Annotated in this window: 21 protein-coding genes; all 21 read right to left on the bottom strand. The window is 64.7% G+C overall.

From position 1 onward, the window contains the following. Positions 1–4: 4 nt before the first annotated feature. Positions 5–322, bottom strand: coding sequence for a FliM/FliN family flagellar motor switch protein (locus AB1Z25_RS04105; RefSeq protein WP_253314303.1), 318 nt, complete (start codon positions 320–322; stop codon positions 5–7). Then, entirely contained in the window at positions 319–1,104 is a 786-nt protein-coding gene (locus AB1Z25_RS04100) for a FliM/FliN family flagellar motor switch protein (protein ID WP_486636615.1), read from the bottom strand. Before AB1Z25_RS04100 ends, AB1Z25_RS04105 begins: the two co-directional genes overlap by 4 nt. Next, positions 1,101–2,294: a flagellar hook-basal body complex protein gene (locus tag AB1Z25_RS04095; protein WP_253314305.1), complete on the bottom strand. Its 1,194-nt coding sequence runs from the start codon at positions 2,292–2,294 to the stop codon at positions 1,101–1,103. The genes AB1Z25_RS04100 and AB1Z25_RS04095 overlap by 4 nt, the downstream gene beginning before the upstream one ends. Beyond that, positions 2,291–2,707 (bottom strand): flagellar hook assembly protein FlgD, encoded by a 417-nt coding sequence (locus tag AB1Z25_RS04090; protein WP_166451295.1) that lies wholly within the window; start codon positions 2,705–2,707, stop codon positions 2,291–2,293. Before AB1Z25_RS04090 ends, AB1Z25_RS04095 begins: the two co-directional genes overlap by 4 nt. Positions 2,708–2,709: 2 nt before the next feature. Next, complete coding sequence (locus tag AB1Z25_RS04085) at positions 2,710–3,396, bottom strand: hypothetical protein (protein ID WP_486636614.1); 687 nt, start codon at positions 3,394–3,396, stop codon at positions 2,710–2,712. After that, positions 3,393–3,830: a flagellar export protein FliJ gene (locus AB1Z25_RS04080; protein ID WP_486636613.1), complete on the bottom strand. Its 438-nt coding sequence runs from the start codon at positions 3,828–3,830 to the stop codon at positions 3,393–3,395. Before AB1Z25_RS04080 ends, AB1Z25_RS04085 begins: the two co-directional genes overlap by 4 nt. Beyond that, the gene (locus AB1Z25_RS04075; RefSeq protein ID WP_486636612.1) at positions 3,831–5,153 is read right to left on the bottom strand and encodes a FliI/YscN family ATPase; all 1,323 of its coding nucleotides are present in this window, start codon (positions 5,151–5,153) and stop codon (positions 3,831–3,833) included. Then, a complete protein-coding gene (locus AB1Z25_RS04070) occupies positions 5,150–5,833 on the bottom strand; it encodes a FliH/SctL family protein (RefSeq protein ID WP_486636611.1) in 684 nt (227 codons plus the stop codon). Before AB1Z25_RS04070 ends, AB1Z25_RS04075 begins: the two co-directional genes overlap by 4 nt. Further along, positions 5,826–6,365 carry a hypothetical protein gene (locus tag AB1Z25_RS04065; protein ID WP_486636610.1) on the bottom strand — a complete coding sequence of 180 codons (540 nt, stop codon included), beginning with the start codon at positions 6,363–6,365 and terminating at the stop codon, positions 5,826–5,828. Before AB1Z25_RS04065 ends, AB1Z25_RS04070 begins: the two co-directional genes overlap by 8 nt. Further along, a complete protein-coding gene (gene fliF, locus AB1Z25_RS04060; protein ID WP_253314311.1) occupies positions 6,365–7,747 on the bottom strand; it encodes a flagellar basal-body MS-ring/collar protein FliF in 1,383 nt (460 codons plus the stop codon). Before fliF ends, AB1Z25_RS04065 begins: the two co-directional genes overlap by 1 nt. Before the next feature lie 180 nt (positions 7,748–7,927). Continuing rightward, positions 7,928–8,206 (bottom strand): flagellar hook-basal body complex protein FliE, encoded by a 279-nt coding sequence (fliE, locus tag AB1Z25_RS04055; RefSeq protein WP_235084201.1) that lies wholly within the window; start codon positions 8,204–8,206, stop codon positions 7,928–7,930. Further along, positions 8,203–8,646: a flagellar basal body rod protein FlgC gene (locus AB1Z25_RS04050; protein ID WP_486636609.1), complete on the bottom strand. Its 444-nt coding sequence runs from the start codon at positions 8,644–8,646 to the stop codon at positions 8,203–8,205. Before AB1Z25_RS04050 ends, fliE begins: the two co-directional genes overlap by 4 nt. Continuing rightward, complete coding sequence (locus tag AB1Z25_RS04045) at positions 8,647–8,988, bottom strand: flagellar basal body rod protein FlgB (RefSeq protein ID WP_166451304.1); 342 nt, start codon at positions 8,986–8,988, stop codon at positions 8,647–8,649. Between the two features lie 14 nt (positions 8,989–9,002). Continuing rightward, the gene (locus AB1Z25_RS04040) at positions 9,003–10,127 is read right to left on the bottom strand and encodes a flagellar basal body P-ring protein FlgI (protein WP_486636608.1); all 1,125 of its coding nucleotides are present in this window, start codon (positions 10,125–10,127) and stop codon (positions 9,003–9,005) included. A 30-nt stretch (positions 10,128–10,157) separates the two neighbouring features. Then, a complete protein-coding gene (gene flgA, locus AB1Z25_RS04035; protein ID WP_486636607.1) occupies positions 10,158–11,081 on the bottom strand; it encodes a flagellar basal body P-ring formation chaperone FlgA in 924 nt (307 codons plus the stop codon). After that, on the bottom strand, positions 11,081–11,860 hold the full coding sequence (gene flgG, locus AB1Z25_RS04030; protein WP_166451307.1) for a flagellar basal-body rod protein FlgG: 780 nt from the start codon (positions 11,858–11,860) through the stop codon (positions 11,081–11,083). The genes flgA and flgG overlap by 1 nt, the downstream gene beginning before the upstream one ends. 15 nt (positions 11,861–11,875) lie before the next feature. Further along, entirely contained in the window at positions 11,876–12,556 is a 681-nt protein-coding gene (locus tag AB1Z25_RS04025) for a flagellar hook-basal body protein (protein WP_486636606.1), read from the bottom strand. 12 nt (positions 12,557–12,568) lie between these two features. Then, complete coding sequence (gene flhA, locus AB1Z25_RS04020) at positions 12,569–14,620, bottom strand: flagellar biosynthesis protein FlhA (protein WP_235084207.1); 2,052 nt, start codon at positions 14,618–14,620, stop codon at positions 12,569–12,571. Positions 14,621–14,657: 37 nt separating this feature from the next. Further along, the gene (locus tag AB1Z25_RS04015) at positions 14,658–15,719 is read right to left on the bottom strand and encodes an EscU/YscU/HrcU family type III secretion system export apparatus switch protein (RefSeq protein ID WP_486636605.1); all 1,062 of its coding nucleotides are present in this window, start codon (positions 15,717–15,719) and stop codon (positions 14,658–14,660) included. Further along, a complete protein-coding gene (locus AB1Z25_RS04010; RefSeq protein WP_253314317.1) occupies positions 15,720–16,484 on the bottom strand; it encodes a flagellar biosynthetic protein FliR in 765 nt (254 codons plus the stop codon). 11 nt (positions 16,485–16,495) lie between these two features. Beyond that, positions 16,496–16,762 carry a flagellar biosynthesis protein FliQ gene (fliQ, locus tag AB1Z25_RS04005; protein ID WP_107731646.1) on the bottom strand — a complete coding sequence of 89 codons (267 nt, stop codon included), beginning with the start codon at positions 16,760–16,762 and terminating at the stop codon, positions 16,496–16,498. Positions 16,763–16,872 lie beyond the last annotated feature (110 nt).

Genomic DNA, 16,872 nt, shown 5'->3' with positions numbered 1-16,872 from the left:
CCGTTCACGCGGAAAAACGCGCCACCTGCTCGATGCGGACGCCAAGATGGTCGCCCGCCACCACCAGGGCGCCGCGCGCGACCACCTGACCGCCCAACAGGATCTCCACCGGGTCCCCCGGCGTCTTGTCCAGGGCCAGCACCTCGCCCTCCTTCAGCGCGTCCAGTGCGGCGATGCTCAATTGGCAGCGGCCAATCCGGGTATCCAACCGAACTTCCACGTCTTTCAGCAATTCAAGACGGCCCCCCAGCAAACCCTGCGCCGCCGCATCCGCCTTGGCGTCCAAAGGGGCTGGATTGAAAATTTCAACTTCCTTGCTCATGTTTCACTCTTTTTGATGGGCCGCGCCGGTCGGACGACTTTCACCGCCAGACGTCCCTGATCCACACCGTACTTCGCCCGTCCTAAAGCCATGCCGTCAGGCAGGCAAAGCTCAAATAATCCATCCGCCTTCTGATCCAGCCGAAGCACATCCCCTGCTTGCAAGGACTCCAGGTCCGCCAAGGACAAGCGTGCCGGCGCGGCGCGCACTTCCAGCTCCACTAGCTGTTCCAGCGGCAAATCCCTCAACTTCAGCGGCTCCAACGCCGCTGGCTGCGCCCTGGCCGGCAACAAGCCCGCGGCCTGCTCCGGCGACAAGAGCACAACCAATGTCTGGCCCGCCGCGCTCAGTTGCAGACACAGCGCGCCAAGCACGGAATACAAGGGCGACAACTCCGCCGCGCTCACCGCTTTGTCCCGGTAAAGGCTAGCGTCGTCTCCCGCGGTCAGCTGACGGCCCAAGGCCAGACGGGCGGCGTCCAGCACCGGGCCGGCCAGGCTCGACGCGTCCAGCGCAGCGCGGCTTTTTTTCACGCCAAGGCATAAGGCAGAGAAAAAACCGTCCGCTTCCGCATCGTTCGCCATCGCCGGCAGCGCTTCGCCGCCATCCAGCCACGCCAAGCCGGCCAGATCCGACAAGGCGACCGGGCGCAGCCTTAGGTCGACTTCGCCCTCCGCAATTGACCAATCCCGCAGCCAATGCGAGCACCGCTCGCGCAAGCGCGACTCGATTTGCGCCAGCTCCGCGCCGGCGTACAGGCGATACGGCAGGGCAACGCTCATCGCCCCCCCTTCATCTGCAGAGCCTGCTGCATCATTTCATTGGCGGCGGAAATCAGTTGGGACGCCGCCTGATAGCCGCGCTGCGTGATCATCATGTCGCTGAATTCGGCGGACAGCTCCACATTGGACAGCTCCACCTTGCCTGCCGCGACCTTGCCGAAAACGCCGCTGCCCGCCGCCCCGTACTCGGCCGTCTGTCCCGGACGCGCGCGGTAGTAGCCGGAACCAATGCGCTCCAACTGCTGATCCGGCTGGGCGAACCAGGCCAGCGCCAGCTTGCCTGCGACCGCGGTTTGCCCATTGGAGTAACTGATCTGCGCCTTGCCGTCCTGATCGAAACTCAGCTTGGTCAACGCGCCCGACGCATAGCCGTCCTGGCTGGCCACGCGGATGGTGGACGAGGTGCCGCCGGACAGGCTGGTGGTGTCCGAGATGGAGCCCGGTTCGCCGAAGAACAGTTTCAGAATGCCGCCTCCGCTGCTGGGCGTGTTCAAACGGACCGAGACCTGGTTGTAGCCAAAGGACGGCGAGCCGTCCGGGTCAAAACGAATCTCGCCGCTCCCCAGCGTGCTCAAGGCCACTTTGTCCTGAACCTCCACCTTCCAATTGCGGGGCGTGCCGGTGCCGGTGAAGCTGATCTTCAACTGCCGCGCAACCCCGTCCTTGTCGAACACCGTGGTTTCGACGCTGCTGTTGGTCGCGCCGGTGGACAGGTTGTCCGCAAACTTGATGGTGGAGGTCGGCTTGGCGGCCTGGTTGCGCAAGGCGCCGATGGAGAAGTCCTGCAACTCCTTGTTGGGCCCCAGCATCTGGATTCGCGATTTGTCTTGCCGAGAACTCAGCACGCCGTCCAGATCCAGTTCAAACTGTCCCACCCGGCTGTAATTGAGCTGGTTTCCGTTCTTGGAAACCAGGAAACCGGCGCCGTCCACCGAGACATCCAAAGGGTTGGCCGACGCTTGCAGCTCACCGGAGGAGAAATCCGTTACCGTGGAACCTATCTTCACGCCCACGCCGTGCTGGCCGCCATTGCCGCCCTGGGTGTCGTACTGGTACATCATGTCGGTGAATTGCAGCGAAGTGCGCTTGAAGCCCGGCGTGTTCAGATTGGCAACGTTATTGCCGATATTGGACAAGCCTTTCTGGAAGGTGCGCAGCCCGCTCAAGCCGACGAACATGGTATCGATCATGTCGCGCTCCCGCGCACCAGCGCCACCTGGGTCAGCGACACGCCGGTCATCAGTTCGCCGCTGGCGGACTTCACCGTCAGCATGGGCTGGCCGCCGGCAAAGGAAATAGTGGTGACCTGGCCTGGCACGTTGCCGCTCGCCGTCGCCACCTCCACCGTCTTGCCGATCAGCCCCAAGGACTGATTGGCCGCTTGCTGCGCCAGCAGGGTATCCAGCTTTTCATTGGACATCCTCGTCTGCTCCAAGGAGGAGAACTGCGCCATCTGCGCCATGAATTGCTGATTGTCGATAGGCTTCAGCGGATCCTGGAAAGTCAGTTGCGTGGAGAGAATCCGCAGAAAATCCTGCTGGGTGATTCCCCTCGTCTGCGCAACGCTGCCGCCGCTCGAAATGCCCAAACCTGTAGTTGCCATGTTCACCCCTGTTTCAAAATAGGCAAGCCGCCTGCGGCGTTTTCCTGGAAGACCACCGCGCCGTTGACGGCCAGCATCGCCAGCCGCCCTCCCTTGTCCCGGAGCTGACGAGCCAGCCGTTGCCCCAGAGCCTCGGCCTCTCCGGCGTCAAGCCTGGCATCCCTCACCCAGACCCGCACTGCGCCCTGATCGGCGAAGACCGTAATCTTGCAGGGCTTCAACCAAGTTCTCAGCGTCGCCGCCGTCTCGGCGTCCAAGGCCGCCTCCGTGGCGAGCGGCGCTTCCGCGCCGTCCCCGCCGTCCCCGCCGTCCGCCGCCGGCCTTACCGGCGCCGCCTGTCCACCCTCTGCCCTCGCCTTCGCCACCGCCTTCAAGCCTAAGCTTTCCATCGCGACCGGCGTTCCCGCGTCCACGGCGCGTAGGCCCTTCGGGGCCGGTTCGGCGCCGCGCGGGGCGATCCAAGGCAAGGCTTCGGCCTCATTTGGCAAGGAGCCTGGCCGGCCCTCGACAGCCAATTCGGCGCTCGCGTCCATCCCATCGCCCAGCCGTATCGCCCTGCACACGCTGTGCTTGGCCAGTTCGGCCTCCAGCTGTCTTTGCCATTGCCGGCCCGCCTGCGGCTCCGGCGCCTCGCGCCGCGAGCGCGCCGGCGCGCCGCCCGGCTCTCCATCCAACACGATGACGCTCATGCGCCTCCTTGCCTGCGGCGTTGCAGCCAAGCCTCGTCCTGCTCGCGGAACACTTTGCGTTGCTCCCGCTCGCGCGCGGCCAGCCGATGACGCTCTTTATGTTTTTCCACCTGCCTCAGTTCCGTGCGCGCATGCTGCAAAACGGCCCGCGCCTGCACCCAATCCCGCTCTGCCTCGCTCACGTCCTGCGACAGCGCTTGACAGCGCAGCCGCTGCTCCCGCAAGAAATTCAGGGCGGACAAATACAGGGGCGGGTTGCCCGCCAACACGCCCAAGGCCTGTTCGCAAACGCGCATGTCCTCCTGTGCCCGACTTAGAATCTGACGAGCGCCCTCCAGACGGCTCTCGACCGCCGACAAGGCCTGACGCGCCAGTTGCAATGATGACTGGCGAAAGCCCAGCAAGGGTTCCAGGCGGTAAGGAAAACCCGTCATTTAGCCTCCTTGCAGCACAGCGGCCAAACTCGTCAGCGCCGCCGCTCTGCCCTCGCGCTGCCGAGTATCCTGTTGCAAAAAAGCCTCCAAGCCGCTTTTGCGCTCCAAAGCCTGATCCAGCTCCGGATTGCCGCCAGGACGATAGGCGCCCAACTCCAACAAGTCCTTGCTCGCCGCCAGCACGCTCAGCGTTTTGCGGCAAGCCTTCATAACGTCTTGCTCGTCCTCCGAGGCCAGCGCCGACGACAGACGGCTGACGCTGCCCAACACGTCGATCGCAGGAAAATGTCCGGCATTGGCCAGTTCGCGCGACAGCACGATGTGGCCGTCCACAATGCCGCGGACGCTATCGGCCACCGGATCGTGAATATCGTCGCCCTCCACCAAAACGGTGAACAAGCCGGTGATCGAGCCGCCCTCCTTGCGCGTGCCGCAGCGCTCCAGCATGCCGGCCAGCTCGGAGAACACCGACGGGGTGTAACCGCGCGAGGTGGCTGGTTCGCCAATGGCCAGGCCCACTTCCCGGCGGGCCATCGCATAGCGGGTCAGCGAATCCACGATCAACAACACCGAGCGGCCCTGATCGCGAAAATGCTCGGCCACCGTCACCGCGCTCAAGGCCGCCGCCTCGCGCACTAGCGCGGGCTCGTCGGCGGTGGCGACCACCAGCACCGAACGCGCCAGCCCGGACTCGCCCAGGCTTTCCTCGATAAACTCCAGCACTTCGCGGCCGCGCTCGCCAATCAGGCCCACCACCACCACGTCGGCCGCGCAATTGCGAACCAGCATGCCCAGCAGCGTGCTTTTGCCCACGCCGCTGCCCGCCATGATGGAAAGCCGCTGCCCGTAGCCTATGGTCAGCATGCTGTCTATCGCCCGGACGCCGGTTTCCATCACCCGGTTGATCCGGCTGCGGCCCAACGCCGGAATCGGCGCGCTGCGCACCGGCCTTCGCCCGGCAAACTCGATCTCTCCCTTGCCGTCCAGCGGCCGACAAAACGCATCCACCACCCGCCCCAGCAGCGCATCGCCCACCGGCACCGAAAACGCGTGCCCAGCGGACACCACTCGGGCGCCCAGCAGCAGGCCGTCCACCGGGCCGTAGGGCAGCAACTGCAAGCGGTCCCGATCCAGGCCGGCCACTTCGGCCAACACCGCCGGTCTGTCGCCGGCCAGCTCGATATGGCACAGATCGCCCAAGCCAATGCCGGCGGGTCCGCAAGACTCCACCAACAGACCGACTTTACGGCTGACGTAGCCCACGCGTTCCACCAGATCGGAGGCGTGGATCGCCGCTCGCAATTGCTCAAGTCCGGGCGTCATCGCGCTCTGGCCTCTTGCAGGCTCCGGCGCAAACGCTCCATCTGCGTGGTCATGCGTGCGTCGATATCGCCATGCAGGGTTTCAACGATGCAGCCGCCCCCGTCCAGACTGGCGTCCGCCACCACGCTCACCTCGCGGCCCGCCTCGCTCAACGCCGCATCGTCGCCCGCAAGCAAGGCCGCATCGGCCGGATGGAGGCGCACTCGCACCGGTTCGCGTCCCGCCGCCTCGCTCAAGGCATTACGCACGCAGGAACGCGCCAGTTCGGCGGACAGCGGCATCTCGCCTATCATGCGCGCCAGCGCTTCCAGCAGCAGCGGCGACAGCATGCGCTCCACCTCCTCATGCACCGCTTCGCGGACGCCGCCCAAGGCGGCCAGCAAGGCCTTGCCCTGAGCGCCCAGCGCCTCGCGCACACGGAGCGATTCGGCCTCGGCCTGCGCCATGCCCTCTCGATACCCTTTCTGGCGCGCCGCGGCGCGCAGCTCTTCGCACTCGGCCTGGCATTTGGCGCGCGCGGCGTCGATTTCCGCCATCGCGCGCTCGCGCATGGCCTGGATCTCTTCTAGCGCCGGCTGCCGAGCCGCCTGGGAAGGCGCCGAATCCGCACGCGGCCGCTCAGGGGCGGCGGCCGAATCCGCGCTTTCTCGAATGCCGGGATTACGGAGGATCTCACTCATGGCGCAGCCTCCCCAACCAGGCCCGCAGCCTCAAACCCAAGCCGGTCGGAGCCTGCTCCATGCCGGCCGAACGCACCGAAGGCCGCTCCGGCACCGCCGCCGTCAACGCTTGCAAGCGCTCCCGCATGGCTTCACGCAAAGCCGGCGCCGCTTGCGTCTCTCCGCCGGACCACTCACGGCGCAGGCTGTCAATGCGCCCGCGCCAGGCTTCCGCATCCTGAGCCGCGTTCAGAAGCTTGCCGCGCTGCTCCGCGCCCAGCGCATGCCCAAGCGCCGCCAGCATCCACACCGGCTCGGCCAGCAGAACCTCCAGCAAGGGCTCCGCGCCGCGGTTCAACAGATCCGCGCCGGCAGAAGACGCCGGCGGCTCCAGTTCATCCGCCTGTTCGGTCAACGGCCTATCGTCCAATTGCTCCAGCGCCTGGCCGAGCAAAACGCGCTCCTCCTCCGTCAACCGGGATTCGAGCCAAGTCCGCTCTTCGGGCCGCAGCGCGGACACCGCCAAGGCGGCTCGCAAACCCTCCTGCCCCATCACTTGCCGCCTCCGGCCTGCTCCGCCGCCAGCCAGCGCTGCACCTGCCGCAGCAAGCGTTCGCGCTCGGACTCCGTCAGTGTGCGCGCAGTCGTTCTGCGTCGCAGCAAACCGCCGCCGATCAAGCCCAGCGCCAACAGTATGGCCGCGCCGCCCCACAAGACCCATTCGCCGACGCCTTGCTCTTTTTGGCGGGCGGGCGAAGCCGGCACGGCCTCCGCCGCCTGCGTCGCCGCCACTGGGGTCACATTGTCCATCACGGAAAAAGCGATGCCGTCGCCGCGGCCGCTATCCAGTCCCACCGCCATGGAGATCACTTCGCGCAGCCGCTCCACCGTGGCGTCGGACAAGCTGGTATTGGTCACGATGCCGACGCTGATATGCTTGACCGCCCCGCCGCCGCTGCTGGTCTGCCGCAACTCGCGGCCAACCTGGTATTCCGCGTCCAGGGATTTATTGCCCCCGGCCGACGACGGCGCCAGCCGCGAAGCATCGCCGTCCTGCCATTGCTCTTTCCGGCGAACCAGGATGCCCTTGTCCGAACCATCGCCGATCACCGACTCGCGCGTCAGCTTGTGCGAGGAGAGATCCAAGGCCACATCCACGCTGACCGCCGCCTGGTTCTGCCCAAGCGCCGTATCCAGAATGCGGCTCACTTTGTCGGCCAAATAAGCTTCGGTTTCCTTTTTCAACTGCAAGCCGGCATCTATGCCCGCCACGCCTTCTTCGTCCTGCGCGCGCGCCGACAAGGCCACGCCGCGCTGGTCCAGCACCGTCACCGCGGCGGCGTCCAGGTCCGGCACCGAAGCCGCGACCAGCCGCTGGATGCCGCTGACCTGCTCCTGCTGCAGGCTCTTGCCGCCTTTCAGCGTCACCCAGACCGAAGACTTGGCCTTGGCGCCGCGCTTGCGCAACATTCCGCCCTCCGGCAACACCAGGTGAACGCGCGCATTCTGAACTTCGTCGAAGCCCATGATGGTGCGCGCCAATTCGCCCTGCAGCGCGCGCAGATAATTGATCTTTTGCGCAAACTCGGTCACGCCGAACTCCGCATTGTTGAACAGCTCGAAGCCCACCGAGCTCTTCAGATCCAGGCCGCCGCCCAGCAGCTTCATCCGGGTCTTGTACAACAAATCCTTTTCCACCTGGACGGTCTTGCCTTCATCCGTCAGCTGATAGGGCGTTTTCTGCTTTTCCAGCGCAGCCACCACGCTGGCCGCGTCGCGCGCGTCCAGATCGGCAAACAACACCTGGTAATCAACGCGCCCGGACCACCAGAACGCACCGGCCGGCAACGCCACCGCCGCCAGCGCGCCCGCCACCAGGAGGGCGCGCCCCGCGCCCGAAGAGCGCTGCCACAGCGCCTTGAAAAAATCGACCATCTCTCGCCTATCCAATCAAATATCCATATCGCTGTTTACGATCTCGCGAACTTGAGCGAGACCAGGCGAAAACAGCAGAGGAAGCGGAGTTGCCATCAAATCAATGAACACTCCGAAGATGTATTCACCGCGCAACGTTAAGACGACGCGCAGCAGATCGTATCGGTCCTAAACCGCTCGTCACACCTGCATCCTCATCACTTCCTGATAAGCGTCCAGCACCTTGTTGCGCGCCTGCATGAACAGCTCAAACTGCATGCGGGTCTCCTCCATCCGCAACATCACCTGGTGCAAGCTGCCCGCCTGGCCGGTCGCCACGTCGTTGAGCAAGCCGCCCAGGCTGTTTTCGGACTTCTCCAGTTGGGTCAGCACTTTTTCAAATCCGGTCGGCGCCAAGGGCTTGGCCGTCGCGACGGACAGAGAATCCGCCAGCGCGCTGCCGGCAATGGCCTCAATCATTGTTTGCCTCCAATTTCCAGCGCCTTCTGCATCATCGAGCGCCCCGCGTTGAACGCGGTCACATTCGCTTCATAAGACCGAACCGCCATGGTCAGCGCAAACATCTCTTCCAAAGTGTTCACGCCGGCGTATTGCACATAGCCTTGCGCGTCGGCCAGGGGGCTGGACGGCTCCAACACCTTGCGGGCCGGCGCGTCGGACTCCACCACCACGGCGCGGATGCCCCCAGGCGGAGGCAAGCCGGCCTCCGCCCGCGCCAGCGCCTGGCCAAACTGCGCGCCCACCGGCTGGATCATCACCCGCAAGGGCTTGGCCAGCGGCGCGCCCGGCGCCGCCGCCACATTGGCGTTGGCGATATTGCGCGCGGCCACTTCCGCCCGCAGCTGCTCCACGTCCATGCCGCTCTGGCTGATCGCCAGCGACTCCCAAAGCCCGGCCACTTAGCGCCTCCCGTCCGAAATCGCCAACTGCATGATGGCCAGTTGCTTATTGATGCCCTTGATCAGGGTCTGGTAACGCAGCGTGGTATCCGCCAGCTGCGACACCTGGTGGCTCAACTCCGCGGCGGAACCCGCCGCTCCGGGAGCAATCGCGGGACGCCGATCCGGCAGAATGCGCGGCCCGGCGCCCTCCGCGCCTTGCAAGGCGGATTCGAAGTCCACGCGCAGCGGCGTATAACCGGGGGTATTGAGATTCGCGATGTTCTGCGCGATGACCTGCTGCCGCAGCACCAGGCCGTCCAGTGAGCGCGAGACGGTTTCGCCAAGCGAAGCGATTTGCATTGCCCCTTCCTCCCTTATTGAATGACCAGTTCCGCGCGCAGCGCGCCGGCGGTTCTGACCGCCTGCAACACCGCGATCACGTCGCGCGGACTGGCTTGAATGCGATTGAGCGCCGCAACCAGATCGGCGATGGTGGAATTGCCTTTCAGGCTGATCCCCGGCAAGGGCTTTTCCTGGACCGCGACGCGGGTCTGCGGCACCACCGTTGTCCGCACGTCGCGCGCGGAGCCAAACAGCGAAGGCGGTTGCGACACCAGATAATCGGTTTCCACCGATATTTTCAAGTCGCCATGTACCACGGTGACGGCGGAGAGCATCACATTGCCGCCCGCCACCACAGTGCCGGTGCGTTCGTTCACCACCACCCGCGCGCGGTCGTCCGGCGTCACCTCGATCGCTTCGATCCGGCTCAAAAGGCTGGTCGTGCCCGCCGCCGAAGCCGCGTCCACCCGAATCCCCACCTTGCCGGCCCCCAGCGGGCTGGCGAGATTGCCGCCCAGCTTCTGATTGATCGCCCGCGCAATGCGCTCGGCCGTGGTGAAGTCCGGCGCGGACAGCAGAAATTCGGCCATGCCGTTGCGGATGAAGCGGGTGGCCACAGCCTGCTCCACAATGCCGCCGGCGGGAATCTGTCCTACCGTGGGATGGTTTTTCTGCACCCGGTTGCCATTGCTGTCGTAACGGTAGCCGCCAACCGACAGCGCCCCCTGCGCCAGCACGTAGACCTGGCCATCGCCGCCCTTCAGCGGCGTCTGCAGCAAACTGCCGCCCAATAAGCTGCGGGCATCGCCGATGGACGTCACGGTGACGTCCACTCGCGCGCCGGGCTCCAGCAAGGGCGGCATATTGGCGGTGACCATCACCGCCGCCGCGTTGCGGCTATTGACCTGGTCCGGCCCTAAATTGACCTCGAACTGCTTGAGCAGGTTGGCCAGCGATTGCTGGGTCATCTGGCTGCGCGCGCTGTCGCCGCTCCCCGCCAGGCCCGTCACCAGGCCATAGCCGATCAACTGGTTGTCACGCCAGCCATTGAAGCGGCCCAAGTCCTTGATACGCTCGCCTGCCTGGGCCAGCGCAACGGTCAGCGCCAGCAACGCACCGCCTTGCAACACCCGCAAGCACCATGTTCTCTTATTCATTTCCGCTCGACCCTGCCAGGCCGCCTGTTGTCACAACACATCCACCACGCCGTCAGCCACGACGATGGCCTTGAACACGGATTGATCCCGCTCCCGTCTGACGTAAACCAGCTGCCCGATGGCACCGTCGCCCAAGGCTTCCGCGCCCACTTCCAAACGGATCGCCCCGCTGCTCAAACGAGCCAACACCCGCTCTCCCTTGCGCACCCGCGCCGCCGGCCTGGCGTCCGCCAGCCGCAGCACCGTTCCCGCTGCCAGGTCCCTGGCGGCGGCCATGCCCTGCAAAGAGGACAGCGGCCTTGCTTCCGTCCAGTCCGCCAGCGTTTGCTCGGCATTGGCCGCGGACAAGGCTTCGCCTTTCGCCACCGCCCGGCTGGCGCGATACACCGGCCGCAAACAACTCACCTGAAACCAAACCGGCCAACTGCCGTACAACTCAGGCCCTTCGAACACATCCAGCCACACCGCCATCCGTCTCGCCAGAGCGGGCGCGGCGGACAAACGCGCCGCTAGGCGGACGCCTTGAGCCGGCAGCTGCGCTTTGATCTCGTTCCGCTCAGGCTGAAGCTCCAAACGCTCGCACTCGCCGGCCAACCCGGCGCGCAAAGCCTGCTCCGCCTCCTTGGCCAGCGCAGGCGCCGCCGGTTCTCCGCCCGCGCGCGTAATCGTCAGCCGCTCGGGCAACCGTACCGGCCAGCGCTCCGCCTCCACTCCCAGCGTCATCCGCCACGCGCTCAATAACTGCGCGCGCCCCAGTGTCCGGGTTTCTCCGGCCTTCAGGCCGGTGGCCAGCGGCCGCGCCTCCAGCGCGCGCCGCAACGCGGCGGGAACCTCCCCCTCCAACGCCTGAGCCAGGTTGACGCTGCGGCCCGCCACTTCAAGCGCGCTCCGCGCTGTTAGCGGCTGAGCCGGAATCGACGCCGCCCACACCGCCAGCAGCGCGGCTCGCTTCATCAGCCGCGCCGCAAATTGTTGACGATGGACTGCATCTCGTCCGCGGCCTGGATAATGCGGGAATTGGCTTCAAACGCGCGCTGGGCCAGCATCATGCTGACCAGTTCGTCCGCCATCTTCACATTGGAGCCTTCCAGGTACTTCTGCGCCAACTTGCCGCGCCCCTCTTCCCCGGCCAGCCCCATCTGCGCGGCGCCGGACTGCTCGGTCGCCTGATACAGGCCCTCTCCCACCGGCTTGAGCCCAGCCGGATTATTGAACATGGCCAGCTCGATCCGGCCGACGTCCAGCGTCTTGCCGTCCTCGGTCAACGCGGAAACCCGGCCGTCCTCGGCCACCCGCAGGCCGCGGGCGTCTCGCGGCAGCGTAATGGCGGGCTCCAGCGGCTGACCGCTGCGCAGCTGCAACAAACCGTCCTCGCCCACCCGCAACGAACCCAAGCGGCTGAACAGCTGGCTGCCATCCGGGTTGCCGACGGCGACAAAACCCTCGCCATTGAGCGCAACGTCGAACTCCGACTCCGACGGCCGCAAATCTCCCTGGCTGAACACTTTTTCCACCGCGCTCAGCCGCGTGCCCAGGCCCAAATAGGCCGCGCCGGCGGTTTCGCCCTGAGCCGGCGTCTGCCGCGCGGATTCGCGGTAGACCAGATCCTCGAACACCGCTTGCGAACGCTTGTAAGCCGGCGTGTTCATATTGGCCAGATTATTGGCCACCGCCTCCAAACCGCCTTGCTGCGCCGCCATGCCGGTGGCGCCCACATACAATGCATCAATCACGATTCCGTCCTCGTCTTAAAACTCGCCCAAGCTGCGCAGCGCCTTGTCCCACACCGCGTCCATGCCTTGCACCGCCTTCTGCACCGATTCGAAATGGCGGGTCGCCTCCATCAACTCCACCATTTCCCGCGTGGAGTTCACATTGGACATTTCCAGAAAACCCTGTCGCAAACGGCCCGGGCCGCCCAAGTCCTTGGGATCGACCATGGCTCCGCTGACCCGGTACAAGCCGTTGCCGGCGGCCTCCAGCCGCGCGTCCTTGGCCGGGTAAACCAGCTTGATGCGGGCCACCGCCAGCTCCTTCTGGAAAACCTGACCATCGTCAGCCACGCGAAAAGCGCCCGGCAGCAGAAAGATCTCCCCCTGCTCCCCCTCCAGCGGCATGCCGGATTGGGCCAGCACCAGCCTGCCTCGGCTGTCCAGCCGCAACGCGCCGCCGCGGCTGAGGTAAGCGCCACCGTTATCCTGCGCGGAGAAATAACCGGGACCCTCTATCGCCAGATCCAAATCGGAACCCGTACGGCTCATCGCGCCTTGCCGCCCATCCGCCAGCGCGCCGGCCTGGACGTCCCCGCCCAGGGTGAACAAGCGCTTGTAACCCGTCGTATTGCTGTTGGCGATGTTGTGGGCCACGGTATTGACCCGGTTCATATCGGCTTGCATCGAAGCCGCCATCGCGTTCAATAACTCGCTCATCCGAGCCCTCCGTCAAAACGTCACTGCGGCGAAGGCCTTCAAGCCCACGCCCGGCGGCACTTCGTTCAAGGCCAGCACATGCAGGTGCGGCATCATCCGCGCGGTCAGCTTGCGCAAATTGGCGCGCACCTCCGGCGCGCACAACAGCACCGGCATATGATTGGCGCCGGCCATCCTTTCGGACTCGGCCAACATCTTCTTCAGCAGTTGCTCGGCAAACCGCGGGTCCAGCGCCAGCGAAGCGGCGCCGCCCTCGCTGCGGCGCAAGCCGTCGTACAAGGTTTGCTCGATGCCGCCGTCCAAGGTGATCACGTGCAAAGCGCCGTCGCCATCCAGCAGCGGCGCGCAAATCACGCTGCCCAGACGCTGACGCACGCGCGTGGTCAATTCGTCCACGTCCTTGCTGGCGCGCGCCGCGTCCACCAGCACCTCCAGAATCGTGTCCATGCGCCGGATAGACACCTTCTCCTGCAACAAGGCCTGCAGCACCTTCTGGATTTCGCTGAGCGTCATCACATTGGGCAGCAGCTCGTCCAACAGGCTGGCCTGGGTTTGGCGCAAATGCTGCGCCAGGCGCTCCACTTCCTCTCGGGTCAGCAAGTCCGCGGAGTGTCGCTTCACGATTTCGGAAAAATGCGTCATGAACACCGTGGCGGCGTCCACCACGGTGTAGCCCAGCTCGCGCGCGCGCGGCCGCTGCGCGTCCTGAATCCAGATGGCGGGCAGGTTGTAGGCGGGATCGGTAGTGGGCGTGCCTTCCAGCTTGCCGCGCTCGCCGCCGGGATGGATCGCCAACCAGGCGCCGGGCTCCAAACGCCCCTCGCCCGCCTTGTCGCCCTGCAAACGGATCTGGTAAGCGCCGTCGCGCAAGCTCTTGCTTTCCCTCACCTTCACCTTGGGCAGCACCAGACCGGAATCCAGCATGTATTGCTTGCGGAACAGAGCGATACGCTCCAACAGCAGGCTGCCGTCCTGCCCCATCAGCGGCATCAGATCCGGCGCCAGCTCGATGGACAACAGATCCACCCTCAGTTCGTCGTACAGCGAGGCGTCGGCCGCCTCCGTCTCCGCGGCGGCCTCATCCACCAGGCCGCCGTCTTCGGCGCCGCCCCGCAAACGGCGCAGCGCCAGGCCGCCGCCGGCGAACAAAGCGGCCAGCATCAAGGCAGGCAAGGCCGGCAAGCCGGGCAGCAGCGCGGCCAGCCCCAACGCGCCCGCCACCATCAGCAAAATATTGGGATAGGCGGTGAACTGACCCAGCACCTCGCTGCTCAGCCTGTCGTCCGACGCCGAGCGCGTGATGATGATGCCCGTGCCCACCGAAATCACCAGCGCTGGCACCTGGGTCACGATGCCGTCGCCAATGGTCAGCAAGGTGTAAGTCTGCAAGGCCTCCTGCCACGGCATACCGTGCTGGGCCACCCCCACCGCGAAACCGCCCACGATATTGATCAGCATGATGATGATGCCGGCGATGGCGTCGCCCTTGACGAACTTGCTGGCGCCGTCCATCGCGCCATAGAAGCCCGCCTCTTTCTCCAGCTCCTTGCGTCTACGCTGCGCCTCCGTCTGATCGATGAAGCCCATGTTCAGATCGGCGTCGATGCTCATCTGCTGACCGGGCATGCTGTCCAGCGTAAACCGCGCCGCCACCTCCGCCACCCGCTGCGCGCCGCTGGTCACCACCACGTATTGCACCACCACCAGGATCAGGAACACGATCACCCCGATCACATAGTTGCCGCCCACCACATAGGAACCAATGGCGCCGATCACCCGGCCGGCGTCGCCGTCGGACAGGATCAGCCGGGTGGCGGACACGTTCAGCGCCAGACGCAGCAAAGTGGCGATCAGCAACACCGACGGGAAGGTGGAAAAATCCACCGGCTTGCGCACATAGAAGGTCAGCAACAGCACAAACAGCGCCAAACTGAAGTTGCCCAGCAACAGCGCATCCAGCACTCGGGCCGAAACCGGAGTGAACAAGACGAACAAAATGCCGACCATCAGCAGGATGATCGACACATTCGCCCCTTCTTTGAACAACTTGAGCAAGCTACTCATCTAAAACGCCATCGCAACACCGCCTGTCTCCGGCGGTTCAACCCTTCTTGACCCGAAACGCCCAAACCAGCGCCTTGGCCACATCGCTGAAATAAGCATCGGGAATCCATTCATCCACATCCACATCGCGAAACAAACCGCGCGCCAACGGCCGGTTCTCCAGAATCGGCACGCCATGCCGCCTGGCGGTCTCTTTCATCTTCAAAGCCATCTCGCCGGCCCCCTTGGCCAGCAGCATCGGCGCCGCCATCTTGCCGCGCTGGTACTGGATCGCCAGCGCCAGATGGCGGGGGTTCACCACCAGCACATCCGCCTCAGGCACCCGCGACGCGGCGCGCGTCTTTTGCAAAAACTGCTGGCGGATTTCCTTCAGCTTGGACTTGATCCGCGGGTCGCCTTCGCGCCGCTTGTACTCTTCCTTCACCTCGCGCTTGGACATCCGCAGCTTCTTGCTGAGCGTGCGCTTCACAAACAGCCAATCCACCACCGCCGCCAACAACATGACCAAGGCCATATAACGCAGCACTTGCAGCAGGGCGTTGCCGGTGGCCGCAGCCACCCGGCCCGGCCCCGCGCCGGTCAACAACAGCCAGTCCGGCAGCATCTCCCGGATGATCCAGTACAGCACCAGAGAGAAAGCCAGAAACTTGATGCTGGACTTCGCCGCCTCAAACACGGATCTCAAGGTAAACAAGCGCTTTAAACCCTCCATCGGATTGAGCTTCTGCCAATCCGGCTTCAAGGGCTCCGTGGAGAACAGCAGCCCCACTTGAGCGGCTCCGGCCACGCCCGCCGTCAGCGCCAACAACAGCCATAAGGGAAGCAGGGTCTGAAACAACTCCAGCGCCAATTGCCGCATCCACACCGACAAGGCCTGCTGCGCAAACGACCACTCCCCCGCATGCGACAACAACAGAGAGAACAGACCAAGACAATGCCGCGCCATGCCGGGACCCAAGGCCATCAGCGCCAGCAACAGGGTCAGGGCCGACACCACGCCCAAGACATCCTGACTGCGCGCCACCGACCCCTTCTTGCGGGCCTCCTCGCGCTTATGCGGCGTCGCCTCTTCCGACCGGTCCTGCTCTTGCTCCGCCACCTAGCTCCCCTGGAAGCTCGCCAGATAATTCAATATCGAGGCAAACCAGCGTTCAAAAAAACCGCCCAAACGCGGCAAGATCACCGCCAGCACCGCCAGGCCCACGCCCACCTTCACCGGCATGGCCATCACGAAAGCATTGAACTGAGGCATGGAGCGGGAAATCAGCGCCACGCCCACATCAATGGCGAACAAGGCGATCAACAGCGGCGCCGCCAATGAAAGCGCCAACGCAAACAGCACGCCAAACTGCCCCAGCGCCCGCTCCGCCAGCAGCAGGCTGACCGGCTCGCCCACAGGCAGGGCCTCCAACAAAAAGACCATCGCCTGCAACAACATGTGGTGCCCGTTCACCGCATAGACGTACGCCACCGCCAGCAGCTCGAACGCCAGGCCCATGGCCGCGCCGGATTGCTTCGTCAACGGATTGATCACGCCCGACAAGCCAAAGCCGATCTGGGTATCCAACAAACGTCCCGCAAACGCCAGCGCGCCAAACGCGCACTGCACGCCAAAACCAAGCACGGCGCCGATGAACAACTCGGTCAAAGCCTGCCCGGCCAGCACCCAGCCATTGGCGGGCAAAGCCAGCCTCAACCCCAGGCCGTACGTCATCAGCGCCGCCAGGCTCAAACCCAGCAAGCCGCGTACCACCCCGGGCACATTGGCCGCGCCTATCACCGGCGTTAGCAACAAGACCGGCGCCAAACGCAGCGACAGCAAAAAAGAGGCGTATAGCCAGGCCAAATCCAGGGGAAAAGACATTGAGAAGCGTTTCAGAACAAGGACGGGATACTGCCGATCACGCCCGCGGCGTAGTTCACCAGCGACTTCAGCATCCACGGGCCAAACAACAGCAGGGCCGCGAATACCGCCAGCAACTTGGGCACGAAAGCCAAAGAGGCATCCTGGATCTGGGTCACTACCTGGATCACGCTAACCAAGATGCCCACCACCAGGCTGAACAACAGCACGGGGCCGGCAATGGCCAAGGCCATCCACATCATTTGCGACATCAACTGCAGTGATTGATCGCCCGTCATTCCACCCGCCCTCATGCGGCGGCCTGGTTTTTGATGCGCAATCAACGCAAAAACAACCAAACCGCACAAATGATACGGATATTAACGATATTCATACTTTTTTACAACAT

The sequence above is a fragment of the Chromobacterium sp. HL1 genome (assembly GCF_057418835.1).
The sequence above is the reverse complement of the archived record's forward strand: the minus strand, read 5'-3'. Positions and strand labels throughout refer to the sequence as shown.

Excerpts from the sequence above, each read along its gene's own strand:
- fliQ (WP_107731646.1), bottom strand. The coding sequence starts at position 16,762 with ATGACGGGCGATCAATCACTGCAGTTGATGTCGCAAATGATGTGGATG.
- flhA (WP_235084207.1), bottom strand. The coding sequence starts at position 14,620 with ATGAGTAGCTTGCTCAAGTTGTTCAAAGAAGGGGCGAATGTGTCGATC.
- AB1Z25_RS04070 (WP_486636611.1), bottom strand. The coding sequence starts at position 5,833 with ATGAGTGAGATCCTCCGTAATCCCGGCATTCGAGAAAGCGCGGATTCG.
- AB1Z25_RS04080 (WP_486636613.1), bottom strand. The coding sequence starts at position 3,830 with ATGACGGGTTTTCCTTACCGCCTGGAACCCTTGCTGGGCTTTCGCCAG.
- AB1Z25_RS04075 (WP_486636612.1), bottom strand. The coding sequence starts at position 5,153 with ATGACGCCCGGACTTGAGCAATTGCGAGCGGCGATCCACGCCTCCGAT.
- AB1Z25_RS04010 (WP_253314317.1), bottom strand. The coding sequence starts at position 16,484 with ATGTCTTTTCCCCTGGATTTGGCCTGGCTATACGCCTCTTTTTTGCTG.
- fliF (WP_253314311.1), bottom strand. The coding sequence starts at position 7,747 with ATGGTCGATTTTTTCAAGGCGCTGTGGCAGCGCTCTTCGGGCGCGGGG.
- AB1Z25_RS04090 (WP_166451295.1), bottom strand. The coding sequence starts at position 2,707 with ATGGCAACTACAGGTTTGGGCATTTCGAGCGGCGGCAGCGTTGCGCAG.
- fliE (WP_235084201.1), bottom strand. The coding sequence starts at position 8,206 with ATGATTGAGGCCATTGCCGGCAGCGCGCTGGCGGATTCTCTGTCCGTC.
- AB1Z25_RS04085 (WP_486636614.1), bottom strand. The coding sequence starts at position 3,396 with ATGAGCGTCATCGTGTTGGATGGAGAGCCGGGCGGCGCGCCGGCGCGC.
- AB1Z25_RS04040 (WP_486636608.1), bottom strand. The coding sequence starts at position 10,127 with ATGAATAAGAGAACATGGTGCTTGCGGGTGTTGCAAGGCGGTGCGTTG.
- flgA (WP_486636607.1), bottom strand. The coding sequence starts at position 11,081 with ATGAAGCGAGCCGCGCTGCTGGCGGTGTGGGCGGCGTCGATTCCGGCT.
- AB1Z25_RS04105 (WP_253314303.1), bottom strand. The coding sequence starts at position 322 with ATGAGCAAGGAAGTTGAAATTTTCAATCCAGCCCCTTTGGACGCCAAG.
- AB1Z25_RS04095 (WP_253314305.1), bottom strand. The coding sequence starts at position 2,294 with ATGATCGATACCATGTTCGTCGGCTTGAGCGGGCTGCGCACCTTCCAG.
- AB1Z25_RS04025 (WP_486636606.1), bottom strand. The coding sequence starts at position 12,556 with ATGAGCGAGTTATTGAACGCGATGGCGGCTTCGATGCAAGCCGATATG.
- AB1Z25_RS04100 (WP_486636615.1), bottom strand. The coding sequence starts at position 1,104 with ATGAGCGTTGCCCTGCCGTATCGCCTGTACGCCGGCGCGGAGCTGGCG.
- AB1Z25_RS04065 (WP_486636610.1), bottom strand. The coding sequence starts at position 6,365 with ATGGGGCAGGAGGGTTTGCGAGCCGCCTTGGCGGTGTCCGCGCTGCGG.
- AB1Z25_RS04045 (WP_166451304.1), bottom strand. The coding sequence starts at position 8,988 with ATGCAAATCGCTTCGCTTGGCGAAACCGTCTCGCGCTCACTGGACGGC.